Origin of the sequence: Pseudomonas sp. 2(2015) (genome assembly GCF_000955865.1) — a bacterium.
Taxonomy (GTDB): Bacteria; Pseudomonadota; Gammaproteobacteria; order Pseudomonadales; family Pseudomonadaceae; genus Aquipseudomonas.
This window is the reverse complement of sequence record NZ_JYOF01000007.1, coordinates 376,936-392,263: the sequence shown is the minus strand read 5'-3', so window position 1 is coordinate 392,263 and position 15,328 is coordinate 376,936. Positions and strand designations below refer to the sequence as shown.

Annotated in this window: 15 protein-coding genes; 10 read left to right on the top strand and 5 right to left on the bottom strand. The window is 61.7% G+C overall.

Annotated features, from left to right (window positions below; translation table 11 throughout):
• Positions 1–11: 11 nt before the first annotated feature.
• Positions 12–1,058, top strand: a complete 1,047-nt coding sequence (pyrC, locus tag UB48_RS13415; RefSeq protein WP_045197738.1) for a dihydroorotase — start codon at positions 12–14, stop codon at positions 1,056–1,058.
• A complete protein-coding gene (gene rnt, locus UB48_RS13410; RefSeq protein ID WP_038999111.1) occupies positions 1,055–1,726 on the top strand; it encodes a ribonuclease T in 672 nt (223 codons plus the stop codon). The genes pyrC and rnt overlap by 4 nt, the downstream gene beginning before the upstream one ends.
• Before the next feature lie 60 nt (positions 1,727–1,786).
• Here the strand turns inward: rnt and UB48_RS13405 are convergent, their stop codons facing one another.
• Positions 1,787–2,389 carry a peroxiredoxin gene (locus UB48_RS13405; protein ID WP_010221038.1) on the bottom strand — a complete coding sequence of 201 codons (603 nt, stop codon included), beginning with the start codon at positions 2,387–2,389 and terminating at the stop codon, positions 1,787–1,789.
• Positions 2,390–2,623: 234 nt separating this feature from the next.
• On the opposite strand from UB48_RS13405, the gene UB48_RS13400 reads away from it, so the two are divergent.
• Together UB48_RS13400 and bfr are read left to right on the top strand one after the other, a co-directional pair.
• Entirely contained in the window at positions 2,624–2,842 is a 219-nt protein-coding gene (locus UB48_RS13400; protein WP_010221037.1) for a bacterioferritin-associated ferredoxin, read from the top strand.
• 198 nt (positions 2,843–3,040) lie between these two features.
• Positions 3,041–3,511, top strand: coding sequence for a bacterioferritin (gene bfr / locus UB48_RS13395; protein WP_045197734.1), 471 nt, complete (start codon positions 3,041–3,043; stop codon positions 3,509–3,511).
• 69 nt (positions 3,512–3,580) lie between these two features.
• Here the strand turns inward: bfr and grxD are convergent, their stop codons facing one another.
• Together grxD and UB48_RS13385 are read right to left on the bottom strand one after the other, a co-directional pair.
• Positions 3,581–3,916 carry a Grx4 family monothiol glutaredoxin gene (gene grxD, locus UB48_RS13390; RefSeq protein ID WP_045197731.1) on the bottom strand — a complete coding sequence of 112 codons (336 nt, stop codon included), beginning with the start codon at positions 3,914–3,916 and terminating at the stop codon, positions 3,581–3,583.
• Between the two features lie 92 nt (positions 3,917–4,008).
• The gene (locus UB48_RS13385; RefSeq protein ID WP_045197729.1) at positions 4,009–6,117 is read right to left on the bottom strand and encodes a molybdopterin oxidoreductase family protein; all 2,109 of its coding nucleotides are present in this window, start codon (positions 6,115–6,117) and stop codon (positions 4,009–4,011) included.
• A gap of 377 nt (positions 6,118–6,494) precedes the next feature.
• On the opposite strand from UB48_RS13385, the gene argF reads away from it, so the two are divergent.
• Together argF and UB48_RS13375 are read left to right on the top strand one after the other, a co-directional pair.
• Positions 6,495–7,415 (top strand): ornithine carbamoyltransferase, encoded by a 921-nt coding sequence (gene argF, locus UB48_RS13380; RefSeq protein WP_045197728.1) that lies wholly within the window; start codon positions 6,495–6,497, stop codon positions 7,413–7,415.
• Positions 7,412–8,521, top strand: a complete 1,110-nt coding sequence (locus tag UB48_RS13375; protein WP_045197726.1) for an ABC transporter ATP-binding protein — start codon at positions 7,412–7,414, stop codon at positions 8,519–8,521. The genes argF and UB48_RS13375 overlap by 4 nt, the downstream gene beginning before the upstream one ends.
• A 72-nt stretch (positions 8,522–8,593) precedes the next feature.
• Here the strand turns inward: UB48_RS13375 and UB48_RS13370 are convergent, their stop codons facing one another.
• Positions 8,594–9,373, bottom strand: a complete 780-nt coding sequence (locus UB48_RS13370; RefSeq protein WP_045197724.1) for a PhzF family phenazine biosynthesis protein — start codon at positions 9,371–9,373, stop codon at positions 8,594–8,596.
• Positions 9,374–9,466: 93 nt separating this feature from the next.
• Positions 9,467–9,937, bottom strand: a complete 471-nt coding sequence (gene ybaK, locus UB48_RS13365) for a Cys-tRNA(Pro) deacylase (protein WP_045197722.1) — start codon at positions 9,935–9,937, stop codon at positions 9,467–9,469.
• Positions 9,938–10,220: 283 nt separating this feature from the next.
• On the opposite strand from ybaK, the gene UB48_RS13360 reads away from it, so the two are divergent.
• The 4 genes from UB48_RS13360 to glpD all read left to right on the top strand — a co-directional run bounded on the left by UB48_RS13360 (position 10,221) and on the right by glpD (position 15,243).
• Entirely contained in the window at positions 10,221–11,072 is an 852-nt protein-coding gene (locus UB48_RS13360; protein WP_045197720.1) for an MIP/aquaporin family protein, read from the top strand.
• Between the two features lie 67 nt (positions 11,073–11,139).
• Positions 11,140–12,639, top strand: a complete 1,500-nt coding sequence (gene glpK, locus UB48_RS13355) for a glycerol kinase GlpK (protein ID WP_045197718.1) — start codon at positions 11,140–11,142, stop codon at positions 12,637–12,639.
• Positions 12,640–12,765: 126 nt separating this feature from the next.
• Entirely contained in the window at positions 12,766–13,521 is a 756-nt protein-coding gene (locus UB48_RS13350) for a DeoR/GlpR family transcriptional regulator (protein WP_045197716.1), read from the top strand.
• Between the two features lie 183 nt (positions 13,522–13,704).
• Entirely contained in the window at positions 13,705–15,243 is a 1,539-nt protein-coding gene (glpD, locus tag UB48_RS13345) for a glycerol-3-phosphate dehydrogenase (RefSeq protein ID WP_045197714.1), read from the top strand.
• Positions 15,244–15,328: the final 85 nt, after the last annotated feature.

The following is a 15,328-nucleotide window of genomic DNA, read 5'->3' as shown; positions in this document are numbered from 1 at the left end:
TGGAATCCCCAATGTCCGACCGCCTGACCCTCCTGCGTCCCGACGACTGGCACATCCATCTTCGTGATGGCGCTGTTTTGCCGCATACCGTCGGTGACGTTGCGCGCACCTTTGCCCGCGCAATCATCATGCCCAACCTGGTACCACCGGTGCGCAACGCCGCCCAAGCCGGTGCCTACCGTGAGCGCATCCTTGCCGCACGCCCTGCCGGCAGCCGTTTCGAGCCGCTGATGGTGCTGTACCTCACCGACCGCACCCAGCCCGAGGAAATCCGCGCGGCCAAGGCCACCGGTTTTGTCCATGCCGCCAAGATGTATCCGGCCGGCGCGACGACCAACTCCGATTCCGGCGTGACCAGTGTCGACAAGATCTTCCCGGTGCTCGAAACCATGGCCGAGGTCGGCATGCCACTGTTGGTGCACGGTGAAGTAACGCGCCCCGAGATCGACGTGTTCGACCGCGAGAAGCTGTTCATCGACGAGCACTTGCGCCGTGTGGTCGAGCGCTTCCCGACCCTCAAGGTGGTGTTCGAACACATCACCACCAGCGAAGCCGTGCAGTTCGTCAACGAGGCCCCGGCCAACGTCGGCGCGACCATCACTGCCCAGCACCTGCTGTACAACCGCAACCACATGCTGGTGGGCGGCATTCGTCCGCACTTCTATTGCCTGCCGATCCTCAAGCGCAACACCCACCAGGTGGCTTTGCTGGACGCCGCCACCAGCGGCAGCAGCAAGTTCTTCCTCGGTACCGACTCGGCGCCCCATGCCCAGCACGCCAAGGAAGCCGCCTGTGGCTGTGCCGGCTGCTACACCGCCTATGCCGCGATCGAGCTGTACGCCGAGGCATTCGAGCAGCGTAACGCGCTGGACAAGCTCGAAGGCTTCGCCAGCCTGCACGGCCCAAGCTTCTATGGCCTACCGGCCAACACCGATACGATTACCCTGGTCCGCGACAGCTGGACCGCCCCAAGCAGCTTGCCGTTCGGCGAGCAGACCGTTATCCCGCTGCGCGCCGGTGAGCAACTGCGCTGGCGCCTGCTGGAGGAAACTGCGTGAGCGAAGATCAGTACGAAGACGACCAGGAAGGTCATGGCGGCGGTCCGCGCCACCCGATGGCTGAACGCTTTCGCGGTTACCTGCCGGTAGTGGTCGACGTCGAGACCGGCGGTTTCAACAGCGCCACCGACGCCCTGCTGGAAATCGCCGCAGTCACCATCGGCATGGACGAAAAGGGCTTCCTGTTCCCGGAACACACCTATTTCTTCCGCGTCGAGCCGTTCGAAGGCGCCAACATCGAGCAAGCGGCTCTGGAGTTCACCGGGATCAAGCTCGATCATCCGCTGCGCATGGCCGTCAGCGAAGAGTCGGCACTGACCGACATCTTCCGCGGCGTGCGCAAGGCGCTCAAGGCCAATGGCTGCAAACGGGCGATCCTGGTCGGCCACAACAGCAGCTTCGACCTGGGCTTCCTCAATGCCGCCGTGGCCCGCCACGACATGAAGCGCAACCCGTTTCATCCGTTCTCAAGCTTCGACACCGCCACCCTGGCCGGCCTTGCCTATGGCCAGACCGTGCTGGCGCGGGCCTGCCAGAGCGCCGACATCGACTTCGATGGCCGTGAGGCGCACTCGGCGCGTTACGACACCGAGAAGACTGCCGAGCTGTTCTGCGGCATCGTCAACCGCTGGAAAGAAATGGGCGGCTGGCAGGACTTCAACGACTGAAGCCTGTGCACCGCGCATAAAAAAACCGGCCATCAAGGCCGGTTTTTTTTGCCTGGCAAATTACAGCTTGCCAGCGTTCTCGCTCAGGTAAGCAGCAACGCCTTCTGGCGAAGCGGTCATGCCCTTGTCGCCTTTTTTCCAGTTGGCAGGGCAGACTTCGCCGTGCTCTTCGTGGAATTGCAGGGCGTCGACCAGACGCAGCAGTTCGTCCATGTTACGGCCCAGTGGCAGGTCGTTGACGATCTGCGAGCGGACAACGCCCTTGTCGTCGATCAGGAACGCGCCACGGAAAGCTACGCCGCCTTCGGACTCTACGTCGTAGGCCTTGGCGATGTCGTGCTTCATGTCGGCAGCCATGATGTACTGGACCTGACCGATGCCGCCGGCATTGATCGGGGTGTTGCGCCAGGCGTTGTGGGTGAAGTGCGAGTCGATCGACACGGCGATCACTTCAACGTTACGCGCCTTGAATTCGGCCATGCGGTGGTCCAGGGCGATCAGCTCGGACGGGCAGACGAAGGTGAAGTCCAGCGGGTAGAAGAACACCAGGCCGTACTTGCCCTTGATGGCCGAAGCCAGGTTGAAGCTGTCGACGATTTCGCCGTTGCCCAGAACAGCTGGAACGGTGAAGTCCGGGGCATTTTTGCCAACGAGTACGCTCATGCGATATCTCCTGATGGGGTGGAATCATCTTGCACAGGCCAGCATGCACTGGCCCGGCAGCGAAATGGCCGACCATCATACACCGCCCGGCGCCGCTCGCCGAATTTCAGTCCGAACGCTCGACAATCTGCCGTCGGTCGCTCTAGTTCGCCTATTACAGAAAGAGTTTTGACAAGCATTCTCATTAACATTAAGCTTCTTCGCATTGAGCCTTAACCAGCGATGGTCAGCCCTATGTATGTGTGTCTTTGTGTTGGTGTGACCGACGGACAGATCCGCGATGCGATCTATGAAGGATGCTGCAGCTACAAGGAAGTCAGAAGCGCCACCAACGTGGCCAGCCAGTGTGGCAAATGTGCCTGCCTGGCCAAGCAGGTGGTGCGCGAAACCCTCACCGAGCTTCAGGTCAGCCAGGCTGCCCTGCCCTATCCTGTAGAATTTACTGCAGCATAATTCAACGAATTCCAAGAACCGGACCCAGTGTCCGGTTTTTTTATGCCTGTAATTCAAGTAGTTAGGGGTTTAACGCGGAACACAAACATTCTTATTCCGATTAATTTTCATTTATTATTCAATAACTTAGGTTTGACAGTAGAAGTTGCGGGGCTCAGACTTGCCTTTATAGACACACTTACAGGGCAGGACCCCATCATGAAAGGCGACGTTAGCGTCATCCAGCATCTCAACAAGATCCTCGGAAACGAGCTGGTCGCAATCAACCAATACTTCCTGCATGCGCGCATGTACGAAGACTGGGGTCTGGAGAAGCTCGGCAAGCACGAGTACAAAGAATCCATCGAAGAGATGAAACACGCTGACAAACTGATCAAGCGTATTCTGTTCCTCGAAGGCATCCCCAACGTCCAGGACCTGGGCAAGTTGCTGATTGGTGAACACACCAAGGAAATGCTCGAGTGCGACCTGAAGATCGAGCAAAAAGGCCTGGTCGACCTCAAGGCCGCCATCGCCCACTGTGAGACCGTCGGCGACTTCGGCAGCCGTGAGCTGCTCGAAGACATCCTCGAAGCCGAGGAAGAGCACATCGACTGGCTGGAAACCCAGCTGAGCCTGATCGACAAGGTCTCCCTGGAGAACTACCTGCAGTCGCAAATGGGCGAGTAAGTTCGCTGCCCTGCCCTACAGGCACAAAAAAGCCCCGCACTGCGGGGCTTTTTTTGACCAAACCTGGGGTCAGGCCTTGGCCGCCTCAGCCTTGGCTGCAGCGTCCTTGATCAGGGTCTGCAGTTCGCCGTTGGCAAACATCTCAGCCATGATGTCGGAACCGCCGACCAGCTCGCCGGCAACCCACAGCTGTGGGAAGGTCGGCCAGTTGGCGTATTTTGGCAGGTTGGCGCGGATTTCCGGATTCTGCAGGATATCCACGTAAGCGAATTTCTCGCCGCAACCCATCACGGCTTGCGCCGCCTTGGCCGAAAAACCGCACTGCGGGGCATTCGGCGAGCCTTTCATGTAAAGCAGAATGGTGTTGTTGGCAATCTGCTCTTTGATTGTTTCGATGATATCCATGAAGCACCTCGCGGCTGAACTTTCCGACCTGGTTGTCGGCACGGTGACGCATTGTATCGGAAAGCCGAGCAGGACGCTCGGCCTTGCCGATATCAGGCCGCAACCACCTGCACTGGCACGCCGTTAAGCGCCGCATTACCCGACACCGCATCGAGCTGGCGCTCATCGGTGAGGTCGTTGGCGCTGGCGCCGGGCTGGCCCTGGGCGATTTCCATGCGCACCCCGGCACGGGCATGGCCAAAGCCATGCGGCAGGCTGACCACCCCCGGCATCATGTCGCTGCTGGCCTGCACTTCGACCTCGATTTCGCCGACCCGCGAGCTGACGCGCACACGCTGGCCATCCTGCAACTGGCGACCCGCCAGGTCGTCCGGGTGCATCAACAACTGATGACGGGGTTTGCCTTTCACCAGGCGATGATAGTTGTGCATCCATGAATTATTGCTGCGCACATGGCGGCGCCCGATCAGCAGCAGTTGACCCGCCGCCAGCGGCGGCTGCCCGGCAAAGCGCTGCAGGTCGCCGAGGATCTCCTGGGGTGCGGCCTGAATCCGTTGGTTAGCCGTCTTCAGGCGTGCAGCAAGGTTGGGCTGCAGCGGGCCCAGGTCGATGCCATGGGGGTGCTGGTCGAGGGTCTCAAGCGACAGCTTGAACGCCGAGGCCTCGCCATAGCGGCCCTGGCGCAGGCCGATATCGATCATTTGTGCCGGCGGCAGGGTCGGTTTCAAAGGCTTGTCGCTAAGGGCGGCAAAGGCCTTGGCCAGGCCGACGAAGATTTCCCAGTCATGCAAGGCACCTTCGGGCTTGGGCAGGATGGCCCGATTGAAGCGGCTGACATTGCGCACCGCAAACAGGTTGAAGGTGGTGTCGTAGTGATCGTTCTCCAATGCCGAGGTGGACGGCAGGATCAGGTCGGCGTAACGGGTGGTCTCGTTGATGTACAGGTCGATGCTGAGCATGAACTCAAGACCGTCCAGGGCGCGTTCAAGCTGGCGGCCATTGGGCGTGGACAACACCGGGTTGCCCGCCACCGTCACCAGCGCGCGAACCTGCCCCTGGCCTTCAACCAGCATCTCTTCGGCCAGGGCCGCCACCGGCAATTCGCCGCCATACTCGGGCAGCCCCGAGACCCGGCTCTGCCAGGCATTGAAATGCCCGCCTGAAGTACTCGCCACCAGATCCACCGCAGGCTCGGTACACAGCGCGCCACCGACACGGTCGAGGTTGCCGCTGACCAGGTTGAGCAACTGCACCAGCCAGTGGCACAAGGTGCCGAAGGCCTGGGTCGAGACGCCCATGCGCCCGTAGCAGACGGCCTTGTCGGCGCTGGCGAAATCCCGCGCCAACTGGCGTATCACCGTGGCGTCGACACCGCATAGGGCGCTCATGGCCTCGGCGGTGAACGGCGCAATGGCCGCTTGTACCCTGTCCAGGCCATCCACCGGCAAGGCCGAGGGGCGAGTCAGGCCTTCGGCAAACAGGGTGTTGAGCAGGCCACAGAGCAGCGCCGCGTCAGTGCCGGGGCGAATGAACACATGCTGGTCGGCCATCGCCGCAGTCTCGCTGCGGCGCGGGTCGACCACCACCAACTTGCCGCCACGGGCCTGGATCGCCTTAAGGCGTTTCTCGACGTCCGGCACGGTCATGATGCTGCCGTTGGAGGCCAGCGGGTTGCCGCCCAGAATCAGCATGAACTCGGTGTGGTCGATGTCAGGGATCGGCAACAACAAGCCGTGGCCGTACATCAGGTAGCTGGTCAGGTGGTGCGGCAGCTGGTCCACCGAGGTGGCGGAGAAACGATTGCGGGTCTTGAGCAGGCCGAGGAAGTAGTTGCTGTGGGTCATCAGCCCGTAGTTGTGCACGCTGGGGTTGCCCTGGTAGACCGCCACGGCGTTCTGCCCATGGGCCTGCTGGATGGCCCAGAGCTTTTGCGCGGCCAGTGTAAAGGCCTCCTCCCAACTGATGGCTTGCCAACTGTCACCGACGCGCTTGTGCGGCGCGCGCAAGCGATCAGGATCGTTCTGGATATCCTGCAGGGCCACCGCCTTGGGGCAGATGTGGCCGCGACTGAAGCTGTCTTCGGGGTCGCCCTTGATCGAGCTGATACGCATTGGGGCGTCGGGCTCGTGGGTGATTTCCAGGGTCAAGCCGCAGATGGCTTCGCACAGATGACAGGCACGGTGATGCTGGGTCTTGTTCATGGCCACCTCTTGCTCGGGTGTCTGGGATCAACCGACTATGAGCCTGACCCGAGCTTGCGGCCAGTGAGGTTCGTCGCGTGAATCTTCGTCCATCAGGCAAGGCGATTCAGCGCAGGCCCGCTACCGGGTTTGCCAAGGCGCTGGCAGGCAGTGTAAAACCCTTGTGCAGCGTATAAAAAAAGCTTCAGCCCAATGGGTTACGACACTGCCTGAAACATCGGCGACGAAACCCCCTCTTGGTATGACGCGACATTTAATTATAGTATTGCGTCTTCCCCTAATTCGTCGCCCCGTGCGGCTTTCGCCGCAGGTCACTTCCGTTGTTAAAAAAAACCGGTATGGCTGATCTGCGGTCTGTTGCAAAAAGGTAGTCAAACATGAGCGCTAGGCACTTTCTCTCCCTGATGGATTTCACACCCGAAGAACTGCTCAGTGTGATCCGTCGAGGTATCGAGCTGAAGGACCTGCGTAACCGCGGCGTACTGTTCGAACCGCTGAAAAATCGCGTGCTGGGGATGATCTTCGAGAAGTCCTCGACCCGCACCCGCCTGTCGTTCGAAGCCGGCATGATCCAGCTCGGCGGCCAGGCCATCTTCCTCTCGCCACGGGACACACAGCTGGGCCGCGGCGAGCCGATCGGCGATTGCGCCATCGTCATGTCGCGTATGCTCGATGCGGTGATGATCCGCACCTTTGCCCACAGCACCCTGACCGAATTCGCCGCCAATTCACGCGTACCGGTGATCAACGGCCTGTCCGACGATCTGCACCCGTGCCAGCTGCTGGCCGACATGCAGACCTTCCTCGAGCACCGCGGCGCCATCCAGGGCAAGACCGTGGCCTGGATCGGCGACGGCAACAACATGTGCAACAGCTATATAGAAGCGGCCATCCAGTTCGACTTCCAGCTGCGCATCGCCTGCCCGGCCGAATTCGAGCCCAATCCGCAGTTCCTGGCCCAGGCCGGTGACCGCGTGCAAATCTTCCGTGAACCCAAAGAAGCCCTGCAGGGCGCCCACCTGGTGAGCACCGATGTCTGGACTTCCATGGGTCAGGAAGAGGAAACTGCACGGCGCCTGGCCTTGTTCGCGCCTTACCAGGTAACCCGCGAACTGCTCGACCTGGCAGCACCCGATGCCCTGTTCATGCACTGCCTGCCCGCCCATCGCGGCGAGGAAATCAGCCTGGACCTGCTCGACGACCCCCGTTCGGTCGCCTGGGACCAGGCCGAAAACCGCTTGCATGCACAGAAGGCGCTTCTCGAATTTCTTGTTGAACCGGCCTATCACCACGCATGAGTCAACCTTTACTGCTTAACCTGCGCGAGCTCGCCTGTGGCTATGGCGAGCAGCGCATCGTCCAGAACCTCAACCTGCACCTGAACGCCGGCGACATCGGTTGTCTGCTGGGCTCCTCCGGCTGCGGCAAGACCACCACCCTGCGCGCCATCGCCGGTTTCGAGCCGGTGCACGAGGGCGAAATCCAGCTGGGCGGCGAAGTCATCTCCAAAGCCGGGTTCACCCTGGCACCGGAGAAACGCCGGATTGGCATGGTGTTCCAGGACTACGCGCTGTTCCCGCACCTGACTGTGGCCGAGAACATCGCCTTCGGCATCGGCAAGCACCCGCAGCAGCGCCAGGTGGTCGACGAGATGCTCGAGCTGGTCAAGCTCGGCGGCCTGGGCAAACGCTACCCGCACGAGCTTTCCGGTGGCCAGCAGCAACGCGTGGCCCTGGCCCGCGCGCTGGCGCCCGAGCCGCAACTGCTGCTGCTCGACGAGCCGTTCTCCAACCTCGATGTCGAGCTGCGCCGACGCCTGAGCCACGAGGTGCGCGACATCCTCAAAAGCCGCGGCACCAGCGCAATCCTGGTCACCCACGACCAGGAAGAAGCCTTTGCCGTCAGCGATCACGTCGGGGTGTTCAAGGAAGGTCGTCTGGAGCAGTGGGATACCCCCTACAACCTCTACCACGAACCACTGACACCGTTCGTGGCCAGCTTCATCGGCCAGGGCTATTTCATTCGTGGCCAGCTGACCAGCCCGGAGTCGGTACGCACCGAGCTCGGCGAGCTGCGCGGCAACCGCGCCTATACCCTGACGCCCGGCAGCGCCGTGGATGTGCTGCTGCGTCCGGACGACATCATTCATGCACCGGACAGCGAGCTCAAAGCGCTGATCGTCGGCAAGAGTTTCCTCGGCGCCTCGACCCTCTACCGCCTGCAACTGCCGACCGGCAGCCAGCTGGAAGCGATTTTCCCGAGCCACAATGACCATCAGGTCGGCAGCGAAGTGGGGATCGAAGTGGCGGCGGATCACCTGGTGGTGTTTGCCGTGCCTGGCAGTGTCGCAGCGCAGTTGCCGGTGCCGGAGAACGGCGTTCGGCGGTATAGCTCGGCGGTCTGATGCAGGGCCAATCGCGGGGCAAGCCCGCTCCTACAAAGGTCAATGTAGGCGCTGGCTTGCCCCGCGATGCTTTCAAAGCATCAAAGTCCCACTGGCCACCAGCCTGGCATACCCAGCAATCTTCACCCGTTCCCCCTCCAGCCGGCAGAACAATTCGCCGCCGCGACTCGAACACTGGAACGCCCGCAGCTGATTCTTGCCCAGGCGCTGCGCCCAGTATGGGATCAGGCTGCAATGGGTAGAGCCGGTCACCGGATCTTCAGGAATGCCGATACCCGGCGCAAAGTAGCGCGAAACAAAATCGTGTTCGATACCCGGCGCGGTAACGATCACCCCCAGCCCCGGCAATTGCGCCAGTGCCGTCATGTCCGGGGTACAGGCACGCAACACCTGCTCGGATTCGACCCGAACCAGCAGCTCACTGGTTTTCCACACTTCCAGCACCGGGCAGCCCAGTGCTTCGGCCACCGCTACCGCTTCATTCAACGGCTGTGGCTCGACCCGGGGGAAATCCAGTTGCAGGCGCGGACCGTCACGGCTGACGCTCAGCGGACCGGACTTGCTCTGGAACAACAAGCGCTCACCCGGCTCTTTATAGACCTCCCACAGCACATGAGCGCTGGCCAGGGTTGCATGGCCACACAGCGGCACTTCGGTGCTCGGGGTAAACCAGCGGATCTGCCAGCCTTCGGCATGGGGGACGACGAACGCGGTCTCGGCCAGGTTGTGTTCGGCGGCAATCTGCTGCATCAGCTCATCGGCGAGCCAGCTGTCGAGGCGATAGACCATGGCCGGGTTGCCAGCGAAAGGACGGTCGCTGAAGGCATCGACCTGATGGAATTCAAGCGGCATGAGGTGAATCTCAGAGTGGCGGGCCGCAGAGCATGCCCGCCAGACAGCCTCGGCCGACAGAGACAGAATCAAGCGATTTTGAGCATACAGATGTCAGTCGCGGCCAATGGCGGCGAATTTACCCTGGGTATGCTCGGCCAGCACTGCCGCAGCTAGCTCGACTTCCAGGCCGCGGCGGCCAGCGCTGACGAAAATTGTTTCAAAGGTTTGAGCGGTTTCATCAATAAAAGTGCGCAGGCGCTTTTTCTGTCCCAAGGGGCTGATCCCGCCCAACAGGTAACCGGTCGAACGCTGCGCCGCCGCCGGATCGGCCATCTCGCACTTCTTCACCCCGGCCGCATGGGCCAGGCCTTTCAGATCCAGACTACCGACTACCGGCACTACCGCTACCAGCAACTCACCCTTTTCACTGCTGGCGAGCAAGGTCTTGAACACCCGTGCGGGCTCTAGGTTGAGCTTTTCCGCCGCCTCCAGGCCGTAGGACGCAGCCTTGGGGTCATGTTCGTAACTGTGGATGTGGTGTTCGGCGCGAACCTTTTTCAGCAGATCCAGGGCGGGGGTCATGCAGGACTCCAAGCAGAAGGGTGAATGCCATTTCGCCGGTTACTTTAGGGCAAAAGCCCAGGCGCAACCAACGCCCATCAGCGCCACCAATAGTCAGATTGTGAACGGTGGTTCACTTTCGACCTTTGACATAAGCGTTTCTTGTCTATATTTTTTCGATTCTGAATATAGCTATGCCCCGATAAGGTGCATTTCCTGCCGCCGCCCGACCGAAATGGGGATTTCTGTCGGGTTTTTGTCGAGCGCTCACTGCGCCTCACAACAACAAGAACCGAGGTAACGAATGACGACTGCTCTGCGACAACCAACACTTTCAAGCCAGTGCATGGCCGAATTTCTCGGCACCGCACTGCTGATCTTTTTCGGCACTGGCTGCGTTGCTGCGCTCAAGGTTGCGGGTGCCAGCTTCGGCCTGTGGGAAATCAGCATCATCTGGGGCGTCGGCGTGAGCATGGCGATTTACCTCACCGCCGGGGTGTCCGGCGCGCACCTGAACCCGGCCGTGAGCATCGCCCTGTGCCTGTTCGCCGGTTTCGAGAAGCACAAACTACCGTTCTACATCGTTGCCCAGATCGCCGGCGCCTTCTGTGGCGCGGCGTTGGTTTACACGCTGTACAGCAACCTATTCTTCGATTTCGAACAGGCCCACGCAATGATCCGCGGCAGCCAGGCCAGCCTTGAGCTGGCCTCGGTGTTTTCCACCTACCCGCACCCGGCGCTGTCCACCAGCCAGGCCTTCCTGGTCGAAGTGATCATCACCGCCGTACTGATGGCGGTGATCATGGCCCTGACCGACGACAACAACGGCTTGCCGCGTGGCGCCATGGCACCCCTGCTGATCGGCCTGCTGATTGCCGTGATCGGCAGCGCCATGGGCCCGCTGACCGGCTTTGCGATGAACCCGGCGCGGGACTTTGGGCCCAAGCTGATGACTTTCCTCGCCGGCTGGGGCGAAGTCGCCTTTACTGGCGGTCGTGATATTCCCTATTTCCTGATTCCGATTTTTGCGCCGATCATAGGAGCGAGCCTTGGGGCCGCCCTGTACCGCGGCGTGATCGCCCGCAACCTGCCGGTTGCCGAGAGCGAAAACGCCCAGACCGACGCCAACCCTCAGGGCAAGACCCAGGCATCCTGATGCCTGCGGTGGCGAGCCAGGCTCGCCCCACCCTGATCTCTACCCCATTTAGTGCAAGGCCAACGACATGACAGACACCCAGAACAAGAACTACATCATTGCCCTGGACCAGGGCACGACCAGTTCGCGGGCCATCATTTTCGACCGTGACGCCAACGTGGTTGGCACCTCGCAGCGCGAATTCGCACAACATTACCCTCAAGCCGGCTGGGTCGAGCACGACCCGATGGAAATCTTCGCCACCCAGAGCGCGACCATGGTCGAAGCCCTGGCCCAGGCTGGCCTGAGCCATGACCAGGTCGCCGCCATCGGTATCACCAACCAGCGTGAAACCACCGTGGTCTGGGACAAGGAGACCGGCCGCCCGGTGTACAACGCCATCGTCTGGCAATGCCGGCGCAGCACCGAGATCTGCGAGCAGCTCAAGCGTGACGGCCTGCAGGACTACATCCGCGAAACCACCGGCCTGGTCACCGACCCCTACTTCTCCGGCACCAAGCTCAAGTGGATTCTCGACAACGTTGAAGGCGCCCGCGAGCGCGCCGAGCGTGGCGACCTGCTGTTCGGCACCGTCGACAGCTGGCTGATCTGGAAATTCTCCGGCGGCAAAGTGCACGTCACTGACTACACCAACGCCTCGCGCACCATGCTCTTCAACATCCACACCCTGGAGTGGGACGAGAAGATGCTCCAGGTGCTGAACATCCCTCGGCAGATGCTGCCCGAGGTGCGCAGCTCCTCGGAAGTCTACGGCCGCACCAAGAGCGGTATCGCCATTGCCGGTATCGCTGGCGACCAGCAGGCCGCGCTGTTCGGCCAGATGTGCGTGGAGCCCGGCCAGGCCAAGAACACCTACGGCACCGGCTGTTTCCTGCTGATGAACACCGGCGACAAGGCAGTGACCTCCTCCCACGGCCTGCTCACCACCATCGCCTGCGGCCCGCGCGGCGAAGTGGCCTACGCCCTGGAAGGCGCGGTGTTCAACGGCGGCTCTACCGTGCAGTGGCTGCGTGACGAACTGAAGATCGTCAACGATGCCCACGACACCGAGTACTTCGCCAGCAAGGTCAAGGACAGCAACGGCGTATACCTGGTGCCGGCCTTCACCGGTCTCGGCGCTCCGTACTGGGACCCGTACGCCCGCGGCGCGCTGTTCGGCCTGACCCGCGGGGTCAAGGTCGATCACATCATCCGCGCGGCGCTGGAGTCGATCGCCTACCAGACCCGCGACGTGCTCGACGCCATGCAGCAGGATTGCGGCCAGCGCCTGAGCGAACTGCGGGTTGACGGCGGCGCTGTCGCCAACAATTTCCTCATGCAGTTCCAGGCCGACATCCTCGGCACTTGTGTCGAGCGCCCGCAAATGCGCGAAACCACCGCCCTCGGCGCCGCCTACCTGGCGGGCCTGGCCTGCGGTTTCTGGAGCGGCCTGGATGAACTGCGCGGCAAGGCGATCATCGAGCGCGAGTTCACTCCGCAACTGGACGAAGAGGCCAAAGAGAAGCTGTATGCCGGCTGGCTGAAGGCCGTGGATCGCACCCGCGACTGGGAACCGCACGAAGAGTAGGCAGTAGACGCAAGCTGTAAGCTACAAGCTGCAAGTGCGTAAGACGCGAATCATCTTGTGGCTTGCAGCTTGTAGCTTGAGCTGTTTTCATGGCGCAATTTGCCCGGCTGCCCCAAAGGACCGCCCATGAATCTGCCCCCTCGCCAACAACAAATCCTCGAACTGGTCCGCGAACGCGGTTATGTCAGTATCGAAGAAATGGCGCAGCTGTTCGTCGTCACCCCGCAAACCATCCGCCGTGATATCAACCAGCTGGCGGAGGTCAATCTGCTGCGCCGCTACCACGGGGGCGCGGCCTACGATTCCAGCATCGAAAACACCGCCTATGCCATGCGCGCCGACCAGATGCGCGATGAAAAGCAGCGCATCGCCGAAGCGATTGCCGCGCAGATTCCCGACCACGCTTCGCTGTTCATCAATATCGGTACCACTACCGAATCCATCGCCCGCGCCCTGCTCAACCACAACCACCTGAAAATCATCACCAACAACCTGCACGTGGCGTCGATCCTCAGTGCCAAGGACGATTTCGAAGTGTTGCTGGCCGGCGGCAACGTGCGCCGTGACGGCGGCGTGGTCGGTCAGGCCAGTGTCGACTTCATCAACCAGTTCAAGGTCGATTTCGCCCTGGTCGGTATCAGCGGCATCGACGAGGACGGCAGCCTGCTGGATTTCGACTACCAGGAAGTGCGTGTCTCCCAGGCGATCATCGCCAATGCCCGCCAGGTGATCCTGGCCGCCGACTCGAGCAAGTTCGGCCGTAATGCCATGGTGCGCCTGGGCTCGATCAGCCTGATCGACTGCCTGGTGACCGACCAGGCGCCGGTCCCCGCCCTCAGCCAATTGCTCAACCAGTACAAGATCCGCCTCGAAGTGGTCTGAGCCGGCGCACGCTGCCACCGCAACGGTGGCAGCTCGAATGTTCGTTATTTTTCATTTATTTGTCATCTGATCAGTATTTTCTATGGGAAGTGACTGGCGAGCCGCATTCTGTTGCGCTAATATTTTCGAAAGTGAACATTAATGTTCAGATTCGATGTCGGAAAGACCTTCAGGAGGCCACCCGTGTCCCAATCCAGCTTGCCATCGCCCGCCCTTGCCGAAATCTATGACCTCGCTGTAATCGGCGGTGGCATCAACGGTGTGGGGATTGCCGCCGATGCAGCCGGACGCGGTCTTTCGGTGTTCCTTTGCGAAAAGGACGACCTGGCCAGCCATACCTCCTCGGCCAGCAGCAAGCTGATCCACGGCGGCCTGCGCTACCTCGAGCATTACGAATTCCGCCTGGTGCGTGAGGCTCTGGCCGAGCGCGAAGTGCTGTTGGCCAAGGCGCCGCACATCGTCAAGCCGATGCGCTTCGTGCTGCCGCACCGCCCACACCTGCGCCCGGCCTGGATGATCCGCGCCGGCCTGTTCCTCTACGACAACCTGGGCAAGCGCAAGCAGCTCGGTGCGTCGCGCAGCCTGCGTTTTGGCCCGGGCAACCCGCTCAAACCGGCGATTACCCGTGGCTTCGAATATGCCGACTGCGCCGTCGATGACGCCCGCCTAGTGGTGCTCAACGCCATGGCCGCCCGCGAAAAAGGCGCCGACATCCGGACCCGCACGCGCTGCATCAGCGCCCGCCGGGTCGATGGGGTGTGGAACGTGCAACTGGAAAACGCCGATGGCAGCCAGCAGTCGATCAAGGCCCGCGCGCTGGTCAATGCCGCGGGCCCGTGGGTGGCCAAGTTTATCCAGGACGACCTCAAGCTCGATGCACCGTACGGCATCCGCCTGATCCAGGGCAGCCACCTGATCGTGCCGAAGCTGTACGACGGCGAACATGCCTACATTCTGCAGAACGAAGACCAGCGCATCGTCTTCGCCATTCCGTACCTGGAACGCTTCACCCTGATCGGCACCACCGACCGCGAGTACACCGGCGACCCGGCCAAGGTAGCTATCACCGAGGGCGAGACCGATTACCTGCTGAAAGTGGTCAACGAGCACTTCAACCACCAGCTCAGCCGCGCCGATATCCTCCACACTTATGCCGGTGTTCGCCCACTGTGCAACGACGAATCCGACAACCCGTCGGCCGTCACCCGCGACTACACCCTGGCGCTGTCGGCCAGCACCGGCGAAGCACCGCTGCTGTCGGTGTTCGGCGGCAAGCTGACCACCTACCGCAAACTGGCGGAGTCGGCCATGAGCGAACTGGCGCCGTTCTTCACCCAGATGCGCGGCAGCTGGACCGCCACCGCTCCCCTGCCGGGCGGTGAAGACATGAGCACCCCGCAGGCGCTGGTGGATGCCATCCTGTCCCGCTGTGGCTGGTTGCCGGTGGAGATTGCCAAGCGCTGGGCACGCACCTACGGTAGCCGCGTCTGGCGCCTGCTCGAAGGCGTACAGGGCCCGCAAGACCTGGGTGAGGCGATTGGCGGCGGCTTGTTCACCCGCGAGGTGGATTACCTGTGCAGCGAGGAATGGGCGGTGAATGCCGACGACATCCTCTGGCGCCGGAGCAAGCTGGGGCTGTTCACTACCGCCGCCGAACAACAGGCGTTGCAGGATTACCTGCAGCGCCTGGAACTGAACCGCGCGCGGGTTCAGGCGGCCTGATCGCTGAACATCATCGCGGGGCAAAGCCCCGCGATGAACCCATTCATTCGGATTTCCGAACACTAAACACCCTCCCATTCGGCCA

Coding starts and splice junctions, on each gene's coding strand:
- pyrC (WP_045197738.1), top strand. CDS start 12: ATGTCCGACCGCCTGACCCTCCTGCGTCCCGACGACTGGCACATCCAT.
- UB48_RS13405 (WP_010221038.1), bottom strand. CDS start 2,389: ATGAGCGTACTCGTTGGCAAAAATGCCCCGGACTTCACCGTTCCAGCT.
- UB48_RS13400 (WP_010221037.1), top strand. CDS start 2,624: ATGTATGTGTGTCTTTGTGTTGGTGTGACCGACGGACAGATCCGCGAT.
- bfr (WP_045197734.1), top strand. CDS start 3,041: ATGAAAGGCGACGTTAGCGTCATCCAGCATCTCAACAAGATCCTCGGA.
- grxD (WP_045197731.1), bottom strand. CDS start 3,916: ATGGATATCATCGAAACAATCAAAGAGCAGATTGCCAACAACACCATT.
- UB48_RS13385 (WP_045197729.1), bottom strand. CDS start 6,117: ATGAACAAGACCCAGCATCACCGTGCCTGTCATCTGTGCGAAGCCATC.
- argF (WP_045197728.1), top strand. CDS start 6,495: ATGAGCGCTAGGCACTTTCTCTCCCTGATGGATTTCACACCCGAAGAA.
- UB48_RS13375 (WP_045197726.1), top strand. CDS start 7,412: ATGAGTCAACCTTTACTGCTTAACCTGCGCGAGCTCGCCTGTGGCTAT.
- UB48_RS13370 (WP_045197724.1), bottom strand. CDS start 9,373: ATGCCGCTTGAATTCCATCAGGTCGATGCCTTCAGCGACCGTCCTTTC.
- ybaK (WP_045197722.1), bottom strand. CDS start 9,937: ATGACCCCCGCCCTGGATCTGCTGAAAAAGGTTCGCGCCGAACACCAC.
- UB48_RS13360 (WP_045197720.1), top strand. CDS start 10,221: ATGACGACTGCTCTGCGACAACCAACACTTTCAAGCCAGTGCATGGCC.
- glpK (WP_045197718.1), top strand. CDS start 11,140: ATGACAGACACCCAGAACAAGAACTACATCATTGCCCTGGACCAGGGC.
- UB48_RS13350 (WP_045197716.1), top strand. CDS start 12,766: ATGAATCTGCCCCCTCGCCAACAACAAATCCTCGAACTGGTCCGCGAA.